Origin of the sequence: Nitrosospira sp. Nsp13, assembly GCF_900101945.1 — a bacterium.
GTDB lineage: Bacteria > Pseudomonadota > Gammaproteobacteria > Burkholderiales > Nitrosomonadaceae > Nitrosospira > Nitrosospira multiformis_D.
The window spans coordinates 13,336-30,514 of the sequence record NZ_FMVD01000001.1 but is presented as its reverse complement, the minus strand read 5'-3'; the positions used below and the strand labels follow the sequence as shown (position 1 = coordinate 30,514).

Below are 17,179 nucleotides of genomic sequence, written 5' to 3'. Positions count from 1 at the left end.
AGGGATTCCCGCTGGGCTTCAACACGCAAGACTGAATTCCCCTGAAGCGTTCTTTTCAGGTATGACATAAATGGAATGCGAATTCCGCTGCTGGGAAATCAATGTCTCGCCATCCACCTTTAGCGCGCAGGAAGCGGGAATTCCGAGAGTCAAATCCCCGCGTGGCTCGAATAAAAGAGTGGCGGAACCATCGGAATTGAGATGCCACGATTTTAGCGGCGCACTGGCATCAATCAATCGCAAAGCTGAAGCGTTGTCATCCACGGGTTTGAGAACGGCATGATTACGCGCCAGATGAATATAACGGTCGGCATCCCGGTCGGAATAGCCGACCACATCGGTGGAGATTTGTGGCGTCATCTCCGAAACAGGCAATCGCACCGTTCTGAGCGCATCCCCAAAAAGCAGCCAGTCGCCATTGAGATCGCGCGCAATACTCGCCGTTTGGAAAGCCCGCCCACGCTGGGCGTATTCATCGAGCCATACACTCAGCACATTTTCCGTGCGCTGCTCGTTCGCGAGCCGATCCAGAAGTTCGGCCCCGTTTGCATGCAACATTGCGTCGGCGTGGAACGAGATGGACGAGGCGCGCAGGCGGCGTACAAGATTAAGCTCCCGATTCCAATCGCTGATTTTGCCAAAATTCAGTGCCTCGCCATACCAGAGTTGCGCAAACAGCGGTTCGCCGGTTAGTGGTGTCAGCACTTGCGTGCCCCACTGAGTGGGCCGTAATGCCGGAGAAAGATCCGCGAGAGATAGCGGGCCGCTCTGCCAGTACAAGCCGCCGCCGCCGTAATGGGATAACACGCCTTTTTCGGCCGCTGCCAACGCAGCGGGACCGGGCTTGCCATCGCCTGGCCAGATAAGCAACAGAGGGGAATTGGGCGCCACTGACTGCATAAATTCAATGGTTCCCGCGGTCTCGCGCGTCATCTCCGCCGCGTAACCTTCCATGAATACGCTATAACGATAAGGCTGCTGGTTCGCGTCGGTTTTTCCCTCGAATATTCCCCAGTAAAAAGGATGACTATATGTATGGCTCGCCAATCGAACCTGGGACATGGCGGCCAATTGCCTGATTTTGCCGTGCTGCTCATCACTACTGACTTCGGCCTCGATCACACCCAATGTTACCGGCGTGGTATTCTTTTCGATCCATGACCTAAGCCGATCGATGGCTTCAACACCCTGCTCGTCTTTGGCAAACAAACGGTCGCCGCGTATTTCGATGATCCCCAAGCGGCGGCCATTCTCCGTTGTCAGATCAAATACCGGCTGCTGTGCCGACAAGCGTAGCGCGGCCTTGAAAAAAGAAAAAGGATCGAGTAGCCATTCATGCCGGCCCGACACTGTCTCACTCATTACGTGAGGATGCAATGCATACCCCCCCCATGCGCCAACGGCAACCGGATGAAACGTGTTGGCCCCATCGTTCAACGTCAACCAGGCCTCATGGTTATCGTGAACCCGGATATCCGGCGTACCGCTGCCCACAATTGGCGCTATTCCTGGCCGGCCCAGGCGTTCATCGACAGTACCGAGCTTGAGTGTGTTGGTCGTGGGGTGTAGCTCTCCCTGATAATTGACCACGCTCCGGCAAGCGGCACCCACCGGTAAATGGCCCATGAACACCACCGGCAGACCCGCATCGACTTCGGATTTCAAACGTGCACAGATGCTGTCATAGCGGCCATGGCTGTCTTCAGGCAGCCATGTGACAACACCAGCATAACGCCCGACCAGCGGTTCGATGGGCAATGGGAGCTGATCGATATACCAGTAGTCAAGCGCCAGCCCCAGATACTCCAGCGGCATTGCAGCGTGCTTGAATAGCTCATGATCCATTTGTTGCGAGGGTGTGCCGTTTATGATGGCCAGCAGTTTGCGTGGAGCCAGACGAACGCGTCCCTGCCCCAGCCAGGTAAGATCGCCGTTGGCGACCCATGGCATGAATCCGAGCTCGACAATTTGACGCGCCGTTTTTTCAGCTTCGGCCCAATTACCCGGTTCGACATAATCCAGCACGGTAACGGGTACATTAAATTCATCTTGCGTGCGCTTCAACTGCTTGAGAAGCCATTCCCTGTTTTCTTTCTTGGTCGGCGCATGTTTGCCGGTAACCGGATCGAAGCCGTGAAAAAGCGATTCCGCAACCATACCATCGGCATATTGGGCGGCGCGGTCCAGCACCTCGAAGCCGCGATTGAGAATGAGTTTGCAACCGGGAAAGCGGCGTTTCACCTCTGCAAGCAGCGCAACTAATCCTTTCTCTTGCTCCTCGCGCTGTTTACCTTCGTTCGTCACAATCAGATAACTATCAACCGTATCGAGGAAAAACGCACGATAGCCGTCACGCCACAAACGGCCAAAATGATGCTCCAGCAGATACTCGTGCCAGGCGGGATCATTCATGTTCATCACCAAGCTATTCCATGCGGGATTCACGCCAATCGACCATTTCGTTTTGATACGTGGCATATCCTCGCTATTACGCGCAATCTCACCGTATGAGATATAGGCAAATATTAACGAATCCAGGTTCAGCAACGCCGCCCTCTCGTGTGGCAGGATCTGACTCGGCTGAACGACGATCTGATCGAAATGGCGCAAATCTTCCACTGGCGGACGGCTTCCGTAGTAGAACACGATATCGCGCTGTTCCAGGGTATCGGCTAACACCGTGGATGCCATGAATGTCAGTGGCAACATCAGGAAACGGAGAAACAATATTTCACTCTTAAGCATTTTTCAGTTATTTCAAACATGCATCGGACGTATGATGAGAATATTTCTGGCATATAACCTGGCAGAAATGGAACGACAACACTCGCACTGGGGGATAATCAACCGGACGGCCCCTTTGCAGCCGTGCTAGACGATGTTACCCGTTTAGCATGATACCGGGTCTTTGCCGGTTTCCGCTCATGCGTAAAGATAGCCGGTCACCGGACATTAATTGCTCGGGCAGAGAGTCATCATTATCAGTTCGTCCCCATTTTTCAGGGTTGCCCCGTAGATTCGTTGCATGAGGATGATCAAATCGTCCATAAAAGTTTGGTTCCAGCAGCTAGTGATGGACTAAATAAGGCAACGGCATGATGTCCAGCATGGGGCCATCCAAAGACATCCAATGAATTTTACCGGCCTCGATACTACTTGTCTGTATGACGGCTAACACGTCAAACCCTCCGTCAGGCGCGGGAGCCGCGTTAGCTATCATGCCACTTGATTGTTCCCCCATATCAGCACTGAATAATTCGTCTCCGGCTTCAACTGACGTTTCCGGCGATGGCTGGATATGGGCAAGGACCATGCGGCGCTTGATTTTCCCCAGATACTGGGTACGGGCGACAATTTCCTGACCAGGATAACAGCCTTTCTGGAAACTTATTCCGCCGATGGCATCCAGATTTGCCATTTGCGGTACGAATTGTTCTTGTGTCGGCGTGGTAATCACCGGAATACCGGCCTTGATTTCCAGCCAGTCCCAGCAGGATACTCCCACCGGGGCGGCGTTCTTTCTCAAACGCTCCCACACGGTTTGCGCCTGCCCAGTGGGTACGACGAGCTCAAAACGGTCTTGTGCAAGACGGATGACGCTTCCCGCCTGGACATGAACCACTTCAAGAGGAGAACCTGGAACCTCACCCAGAACTTCCCGCATTAACGTCTCGGCATGATCCCCCGCCACGCCGATGCGCACCAACGCGTCACTGCTGTCGATCAGCTTGACTTTAGCGCGCAGGACATACATGGACAGACGTTTCTGGATGGCTGCCCGCAACGTCGACGGCAATTGCATGGCATAGCCGCCGCTATCGTGCCACATCAGAAAACTTGCCAGCATCCTGCCCTTTGGATTGCAATAACTTCCATAGAGCGCGGTGGAGCGGGTAACGGAAGGATTAATCGCTTTGATGTCGCAACTCACCTGCCCCTGCAGAAAGGATTGCGCGTCCTCATCCGAAAAATGAATCAGACCAAAATGCGACAGATCCGCCAGCACCGTACCTGATCGGACACTCGCCAGCTCCGCGGCGGCATCACCATAGCTGACAACGCGGCCATCCTGGATGATTGCGTTGCAGCTTTGCAGAAAGGAGTGCCATGCAGGGTTCATGCAAATCAAGACCGGCTGGTGAACGAGAATCAATATAGGATTATACGGCCAACGTGCACCCCGGATAAACCGCTAATTGCCCGAAATGAGATAATCGGACTATGGCTACCCCTTCATCGCCCTCTCCTCCTTTGCTGATTATCCGGCTGAAGCCCTCTATGCGGCTTGTCATGATATTGAGTCTTGCCCATTTTTCCGCTATCGGGCTATTGTGGCCGCTGATGTTGCCTGCGGCGGCCAAACTGATAGGCAGCATTATTCTGGCAATCAGTCTTTTTTTTCATTTAAAGCGTTACGCATTGCTACGCTCACCGCCATCGGTGACAGGGCTCGAACTATCGGACGAAATGACCTGTACGCTCGAATTGCAATGCGGGGAGCGAATTGCCTGCGACGTGCTCGGCAGCAGCTTTGTCGCGCCTTATCTTACAGTGCTCGAACTAAAGCCGCTAAAAACCGTGGATTCCGGGGAACCCATACCATCCCTGACTTCTCCGGTTCTCTTGACTCCCCGGCCTCCACCGCGAATGTTCTTCGGGCGCAGCGTAGCGATTCTGCCGGACGGAATAGACGCGGAGGAGTTCAGGCGGTTGCGAGTACTATTGCGGTGGAAGTGGAAAGACCCGGAATGAGACGATAGTCGTCTCATTCTAGAATTATCCCGAGTCTGATAGTTGGGCAGGGTGAAGTGCGCAGGTTTTTGAGGACATGGCAGGCGTAACGACGCGGAATAGCCACTCCATTCCAAGGCGTTGCAACGCAGCCTACCGCAAGAACTGCACAATCCACCCCGTAGCGAGCTCACTCAAAAGACAAGAATCCAGTGACACGAAAATTCTCTACCATAATGCCAGGCCGACAAATGAGCGGTCAACTGCCGGATCTGGGCTAATCAGTTTTCAAGTTTCCTATTTTTTATGGCGACCTGGTGAGTTCGCTATAACTGCCGACTTCAGGTTAATTTCCCTGAATACGTTCAAAAATTCCACCCCTGGCAAAGTGTACTTTCTGGGCCTGCTGCCAACCGCCAACCACTTCGTCTATGGTGAACAGTTCCAGTGAAGGAAACTGACTCGCGTATTTGGCACTTGCCTGCGCGTCGCGCGGGCGATAATAATGCTTGCCCACGATGTCCTGGGCTTGGGGTGTATAGAGGTAATCGATATAAGCGGCAGCCACTTCACGCGCACCGTTCCTGTCAGCCACCGCGTTCACCACGCTGACCGTAGGTTCGGCCACTATCGACATGGATGGCGTGATAATTTCAAATTTATCCGTTCCTTCTGCGCTGGTTTGGCGAATTAACAGATGGGCTTCATTCTCCCATACCAACAGTACATCGCCGATATCTCGCTCGACGAAATCAGCGGTCGCCGGCGACCTGATATTGGCAAACAATTTCGTGACGAATTCGAGTGCGACTGCTTCGCCGCCACCCGGTTGCCTGAGCGCATACCCCCACGCTGCCAGGTAATTCCAGCGGCCACCGTCGGAAATCTTTGGATTGGGCGTGACTACTTCTATCTCGGGCCGCAGAAGATCATCCCAATCGATCAGTTTCTTGGGATTCCCTTTACGCACCAGAAATACAATGATCGAAGTATAAGGCGAGGAGCGGGCCATGCTTTGCGGCAGGGTTGGGTTCCAGGCGGGAGCAATGAACCGGTTTGTTTCGCGCAACCTGTCCACATCGTAAGATAAGGCAAGGGTGGGGATATTGAGTCCATCCAGTACAGCATGTATCGGTTTCCCCGATTTGCTCTGAGCCAGCCTGACATTAATGTCTACTCCGGACCGGGCTTTCCAGTGGGCGGCGAATGCGTCATTCAAATCCGCATACAATTCACGGGTGGGATCGTGAGCGGAGCCAGGAGAGAATGTTTGCAACGCGGCATACGCGGCACCCAGACTGACCAAGGATATAACTACGATAACAGCGATATGGGATTGATGGGATTTAATGAAAGACATCTTGATTTCCTCCAATGCTGATAATCAGGAAGGAAATCTAACACTCATCTTCTCCACATCAAACCAAGAAAAGGTGCATAGCTTATCATGGCCGAGAAAATCTCCAACATTGATTCTGGAACGTTTGCGCCAGTCACGGGGGACTCAAACCGGGACTAGACAGTCGTGATTGTCAAAATTAACTCCGCCACTCATGAATGTTCCACATGCTATATGTCATATGCGATGGCAACCCCGCATTCCTGGAAAATGTGCGGGAACGAATGAAACGGATATGTGCAGCGGTTATCGGTTAACTTTTTATTTCGTCGACCCGGACAGCAGGCATGCGAATTTTTCTGCGGTCAGGGGCTTGCTGAAGTAGTAGCCTTGCATCTCATCGCAGCCCTGCTGCTTCAGAAAAGCCAGCTGCTCCGGTGTTTCCACTCCTTCGGCGATGACTTTCAGCCTGAGGCTCTGCGCCATGCTGATGATGGTGCTGGCAATCACCGCATCGTCTGGATCTATCATCATATTACGCACGAATGACTGGTCGATCTTGAGTTTGTCGATCGGAAATTTCTTGAGATAGCTCAGGCTGGAATAGCCGGTACCAAAATCATCCACTGACAGTTTCAGCCCAAATGTTTTAAGCTGTTGCAGCAGCGCGATTGCCGCCCCAGCATCATGCATGACAACACTCTCAGTAATCTCCAGTTCGAAGGCGGATGGAGCCAAGCCACTCTCATGCACGATGACCATGATCATTTTGCCGAAATTTTTCTGGCGGAACTGCACCGCCGACAAATTGGCCGCCATGGTAATTTCTGGTAGCCCCAGTTTACGCCATTCCTGGTTCTGGCGGCATGCCTCGCGCAGCACCCATTCACCAATCGGAATGATCATGCCGTTCTCTTCCGCGATGGGGATGAATTGCGCCGGCGAGACCATCCCCAACATGGACTGATTCCAGCGCAGTAGTGCCTCGGCACCGATGATGCGACCGCTCTGCAAATCCACCTGCGGCTGGTAATGAAGCGAGAGCTCTCGGCACTCCAACGCATGGCTCAATTTGGTCCTGAGCGATATGCGTTCGAGCGTACGGCGATTCATCTCCTGAGTAAAAAACTGGTAATTGTTGCGACCGCTTCCCTTGGCCTGATACATCGCATTGTCAGCATGCTTGATCAGGGAATCACTGTCGCGCCCATCCTCGGGAAACACACTGATGCCGATGCTGGTGGTTACCTGGATTTCGCTGCCATCTATGAGGTAGGGGCTGGCAATGCCTGTCAGCAGTTTGACCGCAACCATGGCGATAGCGTCGGTTGTTTCTGGTTCCTGCAGCATGATGATGAACTCGTCACCACCCGGCCGGCTCACTGTATCACTAGTGCGCACCGCGCCCTTGATGCGATCGGCGACCTCCTGCAAGAGCTTGTCACCAACTGGGTGACCTAGTGAATCGTTAATGGTTTTAAAATGATCAAGATCAAGAAATATCACTGCCAGCTTGCCTTGTTTGCGTTCGGCATGAGCAATCGCCTGCGTCAGACGGTCCTGTAGCAGCAACCGGTTAGGCAAGCCGGTAAGAAAGTCGTGTTGCGCCATAAAGGCTACTTGCTCCTCTACCGCCTTGCGCTCGCTGATATCAGAAAATACTGCGATATAGTGGCTAATCTCACCACATGCGTTCTTCATCGTGCTGATGCTCAGCCATTCAGTGTAATTCTTGCCATCCTTGCGCTGATCTATCATCTCACCCTGCCAATGACCGGCCTCTTTGATGTTGTGCCAAATGTCGCTGTAGGATGCCTCATCCATGAAACGAGGCGTCAACACGTGCGTGCCGGTTACCTCTTCTGCAGCGTAGCCGGTAATTGCGGTGAAAGCCGGATTGACGTACAAGATACTTCTATCAGCACCCGTGACAGTGATCCCTTCAGTGACACTGTCAAAGATGCGTGCGAATAGTGCAAGTTTCGCAGTGCGCTCGATAACTCTCTGCTCTAGCTCATTATTTAGTTTCTTCAGCTCCTCCGTTTGATGCTGTACGACGCGATTGAGATAGAACAGATCCACGAATACCTTGATCTTGGCCTTCAAGATTTCGGGCATAATGGGCGAGAGAATCCAATCCGCCCCGCCGACGGCGTAGCCTTTAAAGCGATCTTCATCAGTCACCGCCTCGGCGGTGATGAAGATGATAGGCGTGTGCGCCGAACGCGGCCGGCTGTGGATGATTTGAGCCGTCTCATAGCCATCCATCGTCGGCATGTAAACATCCAGCAGGATCAGAGCGAAATCCAGCTTGAGCAATTGACGCAGCGCCTCGCGCCCCGAGGTGGCCGTCACTACCTCCAACGCCATGCCCGAGACGACCGAGGCCAGTGAAGTCAGCTTGGCCGGATTGTCGTCCACGATCAGTACGCACGCGAGATTGCCTGTCGGCATCTCGATATGCTGTGGCGCGCGGCCATTGTGCAGCGCCGGTATTTCGATTTTGGGCAACTCCATCATCCCGCCTCCTGCTCCCGATCCAGCTTGACCAGATATGGCCCGATTTCTTCCAGTTTGAGTTCGGTTGCGTGCAACGTTGCTTCAATGGCTGCCGCCGGCATCTCTTGAGCGAATGCCGTCTGCCGTGATTCGATCAACGCCACTCCGCCGCCGCATTCGATTTCCGCCAAGCCCAGTGCGCCGTCCGTACCGGTGCCGGTGAGCACCACGCCGACGACGCGAGACCCGAAGTGCTCCGCTGCAGTTTTGAACAACAAATCTATTGATGGCTGCGCATGGTTCACCGATGCTTCCGTGGAAAGCGCAAAATGATCTTCCTCAACCAAGAGGTGGTAGCCGCCAGGTGCCAGGTAAATCTTTCCCGGCACAATGGCTTCTTTATCCTCCACTTCCCGCACCGGGCGGGCAGATTCTTTCTGCAGCAGGAATTGCAACGTATCGTCGGCATCAGAACTGCGATGCTGCACGATTGCCACCGGCAGGCGGAATGTGCCAGGCAGCGCAGATAACACCCCCCGGAGGGAATTGAGTCCGCCAAGCGATGCGCCAATCACGACGAGCTCATATTTCATCGTATTTTACGAAATAGTTTTGCTGCCCGGTCTACCACCTCGTAACAGTTCTCATAAGGTGTAAGTTGCAGTGATTCGCCATGCCCCAAACCAAGCACCCCACCCACCGGCAGGCTGTCGTAGATTAACCGATGCACCCTGTCTTGCAGCTTGCGATTGAAATAAATCATTACGTTGCGGCACAACACCACATGGAACTCGTTGAAAGAGCTGTCCGAGACCAGGTTATGCTCCGCCCAGACGATATTCTTGCCCAGAAAGGCACGCAAGATCACCTCATCATGTCTGGCGGTGTAGTAATCAGAGAAGACCAACTTGCCACCGGCTTTCTGATAGTTGTCGGTGTAATCCTTCATCTGTTTGATGGCAAAAATTCTCCCTTTGCCCTGCTCCAGCAGGCGATGGTTAATGTCCGTAGCGTAGAGCCTGGCTTTGTCCAGCAACCCCTCCTCATGCAGCACGATGGCCATGGAGTAAACTTCCTCGCCCGTTGCGCAACCGGCATGCCAGATCCGAAGGAGAGGAAGTCCCCGCCATGCCAGTACCACTTTGTCACGAAATGCCCTGTAGAAAGCCGGATCGCGGAACATGGCGGTAACGTCCACCGATACCACATCGAGAAAACGCATCATGGCTTCCGGATCGTGCAGGATGCGATCCTGATAGGCGGAAATAGTATGTATTCCCTGCTCCCGCTGCATGGCTAGATGAACGCGCCGTTTCAACGAGGCCATGGAGTAGTCACGAAAATCGTAGCCGTAGCGCTGGACCATGGCTTCGAGAAGTAGTGGCAGTTCAATGGCTTCCATGGCCTCGTGTTGCTAGTTTTTTTTGTTGGCATTTGTCATTATTTCTGCTCGGCGCGAAAATGACCGCCTCAACGGTTTTCTCGATGAACTGGTCACGCTCAGCGTCCGAAATCTTGAGTCTGTTGGTTAGCCTCATGGCATCAATCCCACAGCAAGGCGGGCAGGCGCTCCAGGCTTGCAATATAGCGCGCCTCATCGAAGTCCTGTTCCGAACCGAGCACCTCGAACATTTCGTGCGACAGGGCACAACCCACCAAGGTGAACGCTTCTTCATCGGTATAGCCTGATGCGATCAGGCGCTCGGCGGTTCGCCTGACTTGCGGCGGCGAGTTCTCTTGAAACTGGGTATTGACGATCTCGTATATCGCCTCACGCACGAATGCGGAACAGGGATTCGTCATATTGGCTTCCTTATTTACACTCGCTTATAGGGAAAAGTCGATTTATCTGTAGAGCCACACCCGCATCAGTGACAGCAGTTGATCCACATCCACTGGTTTGGATACGTAGTCAGAAGCGCCGGCTTCTATGCATTTTTCACGATCACCCTTCATCGCCTTGGCAGTGAGTGCAATCATGGGCAAGGATTCGAATTGTTTTATTCTGCGGATCTGGCGCATGGTCTCAAAGCCATCCATTTCCGGCATCATGATGTCCATCAGCACGATATTTACCTCGGGGTTCTTCTTCAACAACTCGATGGCACTCTTGCCGTTTTCAGCGGAGAACACTTCTAGCTTGTTGTGCTCCAGCGCGGCGGTAAGGGCGAAAATATTGCGAACGTCGTCATCCACCACCAGTACTTTCTTGCCAGTCAGACTGTCGCTGGCAGCGTAAAGCTTCTCCAGCATCTTGCGCCTATTCTCCGGCAATTTGGCTACCACGCGGTGCAGGAACAGTGCGGTCTCATCCAGCAGGCGCTCGGGTGAGCGCACTTCCTTCACGATACCCTTGAGCGCCAGGGATTTGAGATGCTCCTGTTCCTTCTTCTGTGGCTCTTTCGCACCATACACAATCACCGGCACTTCGCGGGTCAGCGCATTGCCCTGGATCACCTCGATCAGTTCGCCCACCGCCATGTCGGGTAAGTTGAGGTCGAGCACCATGCAGTCGTAGCGCTTCTTCTTCAGCGCCGACAGCGCCTCCTTGCCGGTCGCCACCGCCTTGATACGCACGTCACCGTTCCCGATGAGTGCGATGATGTTCTTTCGTTGCGCTTCGTTGCCATCGGCGACGAGCAGATCTCCTATGCCAAGTTCGGCGAACTTGCGCAAGTCAGTCAGCGCCTTCTGCACCGCTTCCAGCGTGGCCGGCTTTACCAGGTATTCGTAAGCGCCGTACCGGAGGCCACGCGAACGGTTGTCATCCACGGAAATAATCTCGACCGGAATATGGCGTGTACCTGCATTGCGTTTGAGCTTTTCGAGCAAGACCCAGCCGTCCATGTCGGTCAGGTGCAGATCCAAAGTAATGGCGGTAGGTTTGAGTTTTTCAGCCAGTTCATATCCGTCGCTGCCCAATGTAGCGACTACTCCCTTGAAACCCTTTTCGCGCGCCGCCTGAAGCAGGATATCGGCGAATCTCGCGTCATCCTCGATGATGAGCAGCGTGCGTTCACCGGGTTGGATACTTGCCCGGTCATCCGCAACTTGGAAAAGTGCCGGCTTCTTGGCCGCTGACTCCTCAAAAGGGCGAACGGGTGGCACCTTCCCAGCCGCCGGTATTGATGATCGGGACGCACGCGTGGATGGAGCCGATTCAGCCTCACCTGCCTCGCTGGTTAGGGATGGCGCTTCAGCAGCAAAGTTCCCGGCGTTGCCACCGGACGTGCCACGGCTGCTTTGCCCAAGCTCGGGCGTATGCAGCGGCAGATATATCACGAACGTGCTGCCCTTGCCATGCTCACTGAAAGCCAACTGAAGCTCACCACCCAGCAGCCGTGCAATCTCGCGTGAGATGGATAGCCCCAGCCCCGTACCCCCATATTTGCGTGCCGTGCCCGCATCGGCCTGCTGAAATGCCTCGAAGATGATCTTCTGCTTGGCCGCCGGCACGCCGATGCCGGTGTCAGTGATGTAGAAACCAATCACCTGTTCGGCATGATCGAGCACCGGATGGCCAACGCTCCAGCCGGAATCCACCGGCGCGATGCGCATTATGACGGTACCCCTCTCAGTGAACTTGAACGAGTTGGACAGCAGATTCTTCAGTACCTGCTGCAAACGATTTTCATCAGTATAGATGCTCACAGGCAGGTCCGACGCCAACTCGACGGCAAAGTCAAGATTGCGGTTGTTGGCGACATGGCGGAAAGTGCGTTCGACCTGATCGCGCACCTGATTGAACAGTACGTCCGTCAAATCCAATGTAACCGTACCGGACTCGATCTTGGACAGATCGAGAATCTCGTTGATCAGCGTCAGCAGATCCTTTCCCGAACCCTGGATGGTCTTCGCATATTCGACCTGTTTTTTGTCGAGATTGTGCTGCGGATTATCGGCAAGCTGCTGTGCCAGAATAAGCAGGCTATTCAATGGCGTGCGTAGTTCATGCGACATGTTGGAGAGGAATTCCGATTTATACTTGGAAGTGAGAGCGAGCTGCTCGGCCTTCTCCTCCATCAGCATTTTGGCGGTCTCTACCTCACGGTTCTTGCGTTCGACCTCAAGCTTCTGCTCTTCCAGCAGATTCGCCTTTTCTTCCAATTCCTCGTTGGTCTGGCGCAACTCTTCCTGCTGGCTGCCCAGTTCACCGGCCAAGGATTGCGATTGCTTGAGCAATTCTTCGGTGCGCATATTGGCTTCGATGGTATTGAGCACGATGCCAATGGATTCGCTCAACTGGTCAAGGAAATTTTGGTGAATGGCGCTGAATTGAGTGAACGAGGCAATCTCGATCACTGCTTTCACCTTGTGCTCGAAGATGACTGGCAGCACAACAATACTCTGCGGCTTGGCCTCGCCTAGTCCCGAAGTGATCTCGATATAGTCGGGCGGCACATTGGTCAGCAGGATACGCTGCTTCTCAAAGGCGCACTGGCCGACGATGCCCTCGCCAAGCTTCCATTCATTGGAAAGATGTTTGCGTTCCTTAAAAGCGTAGGTAGACAGGAGCTTGAGATGCGGATTTTCCGGCACCGTCTCGTCCAGCACATAGAACACCCCATGCTGACCGTTGATGAGCGGGGCAAGCTCGGAAAGCACCATTTTAGATACAGCGGTGAGGTCGCGCTGACCCTGCAGCAGCCGCGTGAACTTGGCGAGATTGGTCTTAAGCCAGTCCTGCTCAGAGTTCTGCCGCGTGGTCTCGCGCAAATTACGGATCATCTCGTTGACATTATCCTTGAGATCCGCCACTTCCCCCTTTGCCTCGACCGTGATGCTGCGCGTGAGGTCGCCTTTGGTTACCGCAGTAGCGACGTCGGCGATGGCGCGCACCTGATTGGTGAGGTTGGCCGCCAGTCCATTCACATTGTCGGTGAGATCCTTCCAGGTGCCCGCCGCACCAGGCACGTTGGCCTGGCCGCCAAGCCTCCCCTCGACCCCCACCTCACGTGCCACCGAGGTGACTTGGTCGGCGAACAGCGCGAGCGTGTCGGTCATGTTGTTGATGGTATCGGCCAGCTCCGCGATCTCGCCCTTGGCTTCTACCGTTAGTTTCTTCTTCAGGTCGCCATTGGCCACCGCCGTCACCACCTTGGCGATACCACGTACCTGGCTGGTAAGGTTGGAGGCCATGAAGTTGACATTGTCGGTAAGATCCTTCCAGGTCCCGGAGACACCGCGCACCGTAGCCTGGCCCCCCAGCTTGCCATCGGTGCCCACTTCACGCGCTACTCGTGTAACTTCCGCCGCGAAGCTGTTGAGCTGATCCACCATCGTATTCACGGTGTTTTTCAGGTCGAGGATCTCGCCCTTCACATCCACCGTGATTTTCTTGCCCAGATCACCATTGGCTACCGCCGTAGTTACCTGTGCGATGTTGCGTACCTGCGAGGTGAGGTTGGAAGCCATCATGTTCACCGATTCGGTAAGATCCTTCCAGGTGCCAGCCACCCCCGTGACATAGGCTTGTCCGCCAAGCTTACCGTCCATGCCGACTTCGCGCGCCACTCTGGTAACTTCCGAAGCAAAGGAACGAAGTTGATCCACCATGGTATTGATGGTCTCCTTCAATTGCATGAACTCGCCGCGCACATCCACTGTGATCTTCTTGCTAAGGTCACCATTGGCTACCGCTATAGTCACGTCGGCAATATTGCGTACCTGGCCGGTGAGATTGGAAGCCATGCCATTTACCGACTCGGTGAGATCCTTCCAGGTGCCGGAAACGCCGCGTACTGTAGCCTGCCCGCCCAGCTTGCCCTCGGTGCCTACCTCGCGTGCCACCCGTGTCACCTCCGAGGCGAAGCTGGAAAGTTGATCCACCATGATGTTGATGGTTTCCTTGAGCTGCAGGATTTCGCCCTTGGCCTCGGCGGTAATCTTCTTGCCGAGGTCGCCATTGGCTACCGCCGTCGTCACATCGGCGATATTGCGCACCTGTGTGGTCAGGTTGGCTGCCATCATGTTGACCGATTCGGTCAAATCCTTCCAGGTGCCCGCCACCCCCGTGACATAGGCTTGGCCGCCGAGCTTGCCGTCCATACCGACTTCGCGCGCCACTCGCGTCACTTCGTCGGCAAAGGTCGAGAGCTGATCGACCATGATATTGATAGTCGCCTTGAGTTCCAGGATTTCACCCCGGGCATCCACCGTGATCTTCTTGCTGAGATCGCCCTTAGCCACCGCGGTGGTCACATCAGCAATATTGCGCACCTGCGAGGTGAGGTTGGAAGCCATGCCATTCACGCTGTCGGTGAGATCCTTCCATGTCCCGCCGATCCCTACCACTTCAGCCTGCCCACCCAGCTTGCCCTCGGTACCCACCTCGCGCGCCACTCGCGTTACCTCGTCGGCAAAGGTCGAGAGCTGATCGACCATGATATTGATGGTTTCCTTAAGTTGCAGGATTTCGCCCTTGGCCTCGGCGGTAATCTTCTTGCCGAGGTCGCCATTGGCCACCGCCGTCGTCACCTCGGCAATATTGCGCACCTGTGTGGTCAGGTTGGCCGCCATCATGTTGACCGAGTCGGTCAAGTCCTTCCAGGTGCCGGAAACGCCCTCAACCTGACCCTGACCACCCAGTATCCCTTCCGTACCCACCTCGCGCGCTACCCGCGTCACCTCCGAGGCAAAGCTGGAGAGCTGGTCCACCATGGTATTGATGGTGGCTTTCAATTCCAGGATTTCGCCCTTGGCGTCCACCGTAATCTTCTTGCCGAGATCGCCCTTAGCCACCGCCGTCGTCACCTGCGCAATGTTGCGTACCTGCGAAGTGAGATTGGAGGCCATCCAGTTCACGCTCTCGGTGAGATCTCTCCAGGTGCCAGACACGCCCGCCACTTCAGCCTGGCCGCCCAGCTTGCCCTCGGTACCTACCTCCCGCGCCACCCGTGTCACCTCCGAGGCGAAACTGGAGAGTTGATCCACCATGATGTTGATAGTTTCCTTGAGCTGCAGGATTTCGCCCTTGGCCTCGGCGGTAATCTTCTTGCCGAGGTCGCCATTGGCCACCGCCGTCGTCACATCAGCAATATTGCGCACCTGTGTGGTGAGATTGGCCGCCATCATATTGACCGAGTCGGTCAAATCCTTCCAGGTGCCGGAAACACCTTCGACCTGACCCTGACCCCCCAATATCCCTTCCGTGCCCACCTCGCGCGCCACTCGGGTGACTTCCGAAGCGAAGCTGGAAAGCTGATCCACCATGGTATTGATGGTGGCTTTCAGTTCCAGGATTTCGCCTCTGGCATCCACCGTGATTTTCTTGCTGAGATCGCCCTTCGCCACCGCGGTGGTCACATCGGCAATATTGCGCACCTGCGAGGTGAGATTGGAGGCCATTCCATTCACACTGTCGGTAAGATCCTTCCAGGTGCCGCCAATGCCAGCCACCTCAGCTTGGCCGCCCAGCTTGCCTTCTGAGCCCACTTCGCGGGCTACTCGCGTCACCTCGGAAGCAAACCCGGAGAGCTGGTCGACCATGATATTGATGGTTTCCTTGAGTTGCAGGATTTCACCCTTAGCCGCAGCGGTAATTGTTTTGGTCAGATCACCACTGGCCACTGCGGTGGTGACGTAGGCGATGTTTCGCACCTGCGTCGTCAGGTTGAAAGCCATACCGTTGACGCTCTCAGTCAGATCCTTCCAAGTACCAGAGACGCCTGCCACCTCGGCTTGACCGCCCAGCTTACCCTCGGTCCCGACCTCACGCGCCACGCGCGTGACCTCCGCGGCAAAAGTGGAGAGCTGGTCAACCATGGTATTGACGGTATTCTTGAGTTCCAGGATTTCGCCCTTGGCCTCGACCGTAATCTGTTTCGAGAGGTCGCCCTTGGCCACAGCGGTGGTCACGTCGGCGATATTCCTCACTTGAGTGGTAAGATTGGCGGCCATGCCGTTGACCGAATCTGTAAGGTCCTTCCAGGTACCAGACACGTCGGCTACCTCGGCTTGGCCTCCGAGAATGCCGTCGGTACCGACTTCACGCGCCACCCGCGTCACTTCCGAAGAAAAAGTACCCAGTCGCGCCACCATGGTATTCACGATCTGCGCCGATTTGAGGAACTGTCCTTGCAGCTTGAGACCATCGATCTCCATCGACACGCTCCGTGACAGATCGCCCTCGGCCACCGCACCCACGATGCGGATCATCTCATTCATGGGACTAACCAAGTCATTAGCCAGAGCATTGCTGGATTCCACCAGTCTTGCCCAGGATCCCTTCATTGCCGGCAGTTCAATACGCTCACCAACCTTGCCCTGCTTGCCGGCAAGTTGTGCCACACGCTCGAATTCGGCGGTAGTCTCTTGCGCCATATCAATAATATCATTGAGGGTATCCGCGACCTTTCCCGGCAGCCCCACCAGATCACTCGGCATACGCACGGTAAAATTGCCCTTACGGTACGCATTTAGGACGGCAATGAGTTGTTTCATATCGAGATCGTCTGGTGAGGCTTGCCGCAGTGAAACCATGATTCCTCCTATGTTGATTGCTTAAGTGTCCCGTTAGCGGCTATGCGTCCACAAGTTTTACAATCTTTAACTAAGCGATAACAGCAATGTGCCCTGTTACCGTCGTGTTTGCTTGTCTGCGCGGGTACC

General features: G+C 54.7%; 9 protein-coding genes. 1 reads left to right on the top strand and 8 read right to left on the bottom strand.

The features are described 5' to 3' along the window. Positions 1-18: 18 nt before the first annotated feature. Together BLO43_RS00100 and BLO43_RS00095 are read right to left on the bottom strand one after the other, a co-directional pair. Positions 19-2,745: an endo alpha-1,4 polygalactosaminidase gene (locus BLO43_RS00100; RefSeq protein ID WP_254773241.1), complete on the bottom strand. Its 2,727-nt coding sequence runs from the start codon at positions 2,743-2,745 to the stop codon at positions 19-21. A gap of 322 nt (positions 2,746-3,067) precedes the next feature. Then, a complete protein-coding gene (locus BLO43_RS00095) occupies positions 3,068-4,120 on the bottom strand; it encodes a CAF17-like 4Fe-4S cluster assembly/insertion protein YgfZ (RefSeq protein ID WP_090904913.1) in 1,053 nt (350 codons plus the stop codon). Between the two features lie 101 nt (positions 4,121-4,221). On the opposite strand from BLO43_RS00095, the gene BLO43_RS00090 reads away from it, so the two are divergent. Further along, positions 4,222-4,752 carry a protein YgfX gene (locus BLO43_RS00090; protein ID WP_254773240.1) on the top strand — a complete coding sequence of 177 codons (531 nt, stop codon included), beginning with the start codon at positions 4,222-4,224 and terminating at the stop codon, positions 4,750-4,752. 325 nt (positions 4,753-5,077) lie between these two features. Here BLO43_RS00090 and BLO43_RS00085 read toward each other — a convergent pair whose 3' ends face one another. From BLO43_RS00085 to BLO43_RS00060, 6 genes are all read right to left on the bottom strand, one after another. Next, positions 5,078-6,091, bottom strand: a complete 1,014-nt coding sequence (locus BLO43_RS00085; protein ID WP_090904910.1) for a sulfate ABC transporter substrate-binding protein — start codon at positions 6,089-6,091, stop codon at positions 5,078-5,080. Positions 6,092-6,391: 300 nt separating this feature from the next. Then, positions 6,392-8,590, bottom strand: coding sequence for a two-component system response regulator (locus BLO43_RS00080; protein ID WP_090904908.1), 2,199 nt, complete (start codon positions 8,588-8,590; stop codon positions 6,392-6,394). Next, a complete protein-coding gene (locus BLO43_RS00075; RefSeq protein WP_090904906.1) occupies positions 8,587-9,162 on the bottom strand; it encodes a chemotaxis protein CheB in 576 nt (191 codons plus the stop codon). Before BLO43_RS00075 ends, BLO43_RS00080 begins: the two co-directional genes overlap by 4 nt. Next, positions 9,159-9,971, bottom strand: a complete 813-nt coding sequence (locus tag BLO43_RS00070) for a CheR family methyltransferase (protein ID WP_090904904.1) — start codon at positions 9,969-9,971, stop codon at positions 9,159-9,161. Before BLO43_RS00070 ends, BLO43_RS00075 begins: the two co-directional genes overlap by 4 nt. Positions 9,972-10,111: 140 nt before the next feature. Continuing rightward, positions 10,112-10,372 carry a hypothetical protein gene (locus BLO43_RS00065; RefSeq protein ID WP_090904902.1) on the bottom strand — a complete coding sequence of 87 codons (261 nt, stop codon included), beginning with the start codon at positions 10,370-10,372 and terminating at the stop codon, positions 10,112-10,114. Positions 10,373-10,414: 42 nt separating this feature from the next. Beyond that, the gene (locus tag BLO43_RS00060; RefSeq protein WP_090904900.1) at positions 10,415-17,050 is read right to left on the bottom strand and encodes a HAMP domain-containing protein; all 6,636 of its coding nucleotides are present in this window, start codon (positions 17,048-17,050) and stop codon (positions 10,415-10,417) included. Positions 17,051-17,179 lie beyond the last annotated feature (129 nt).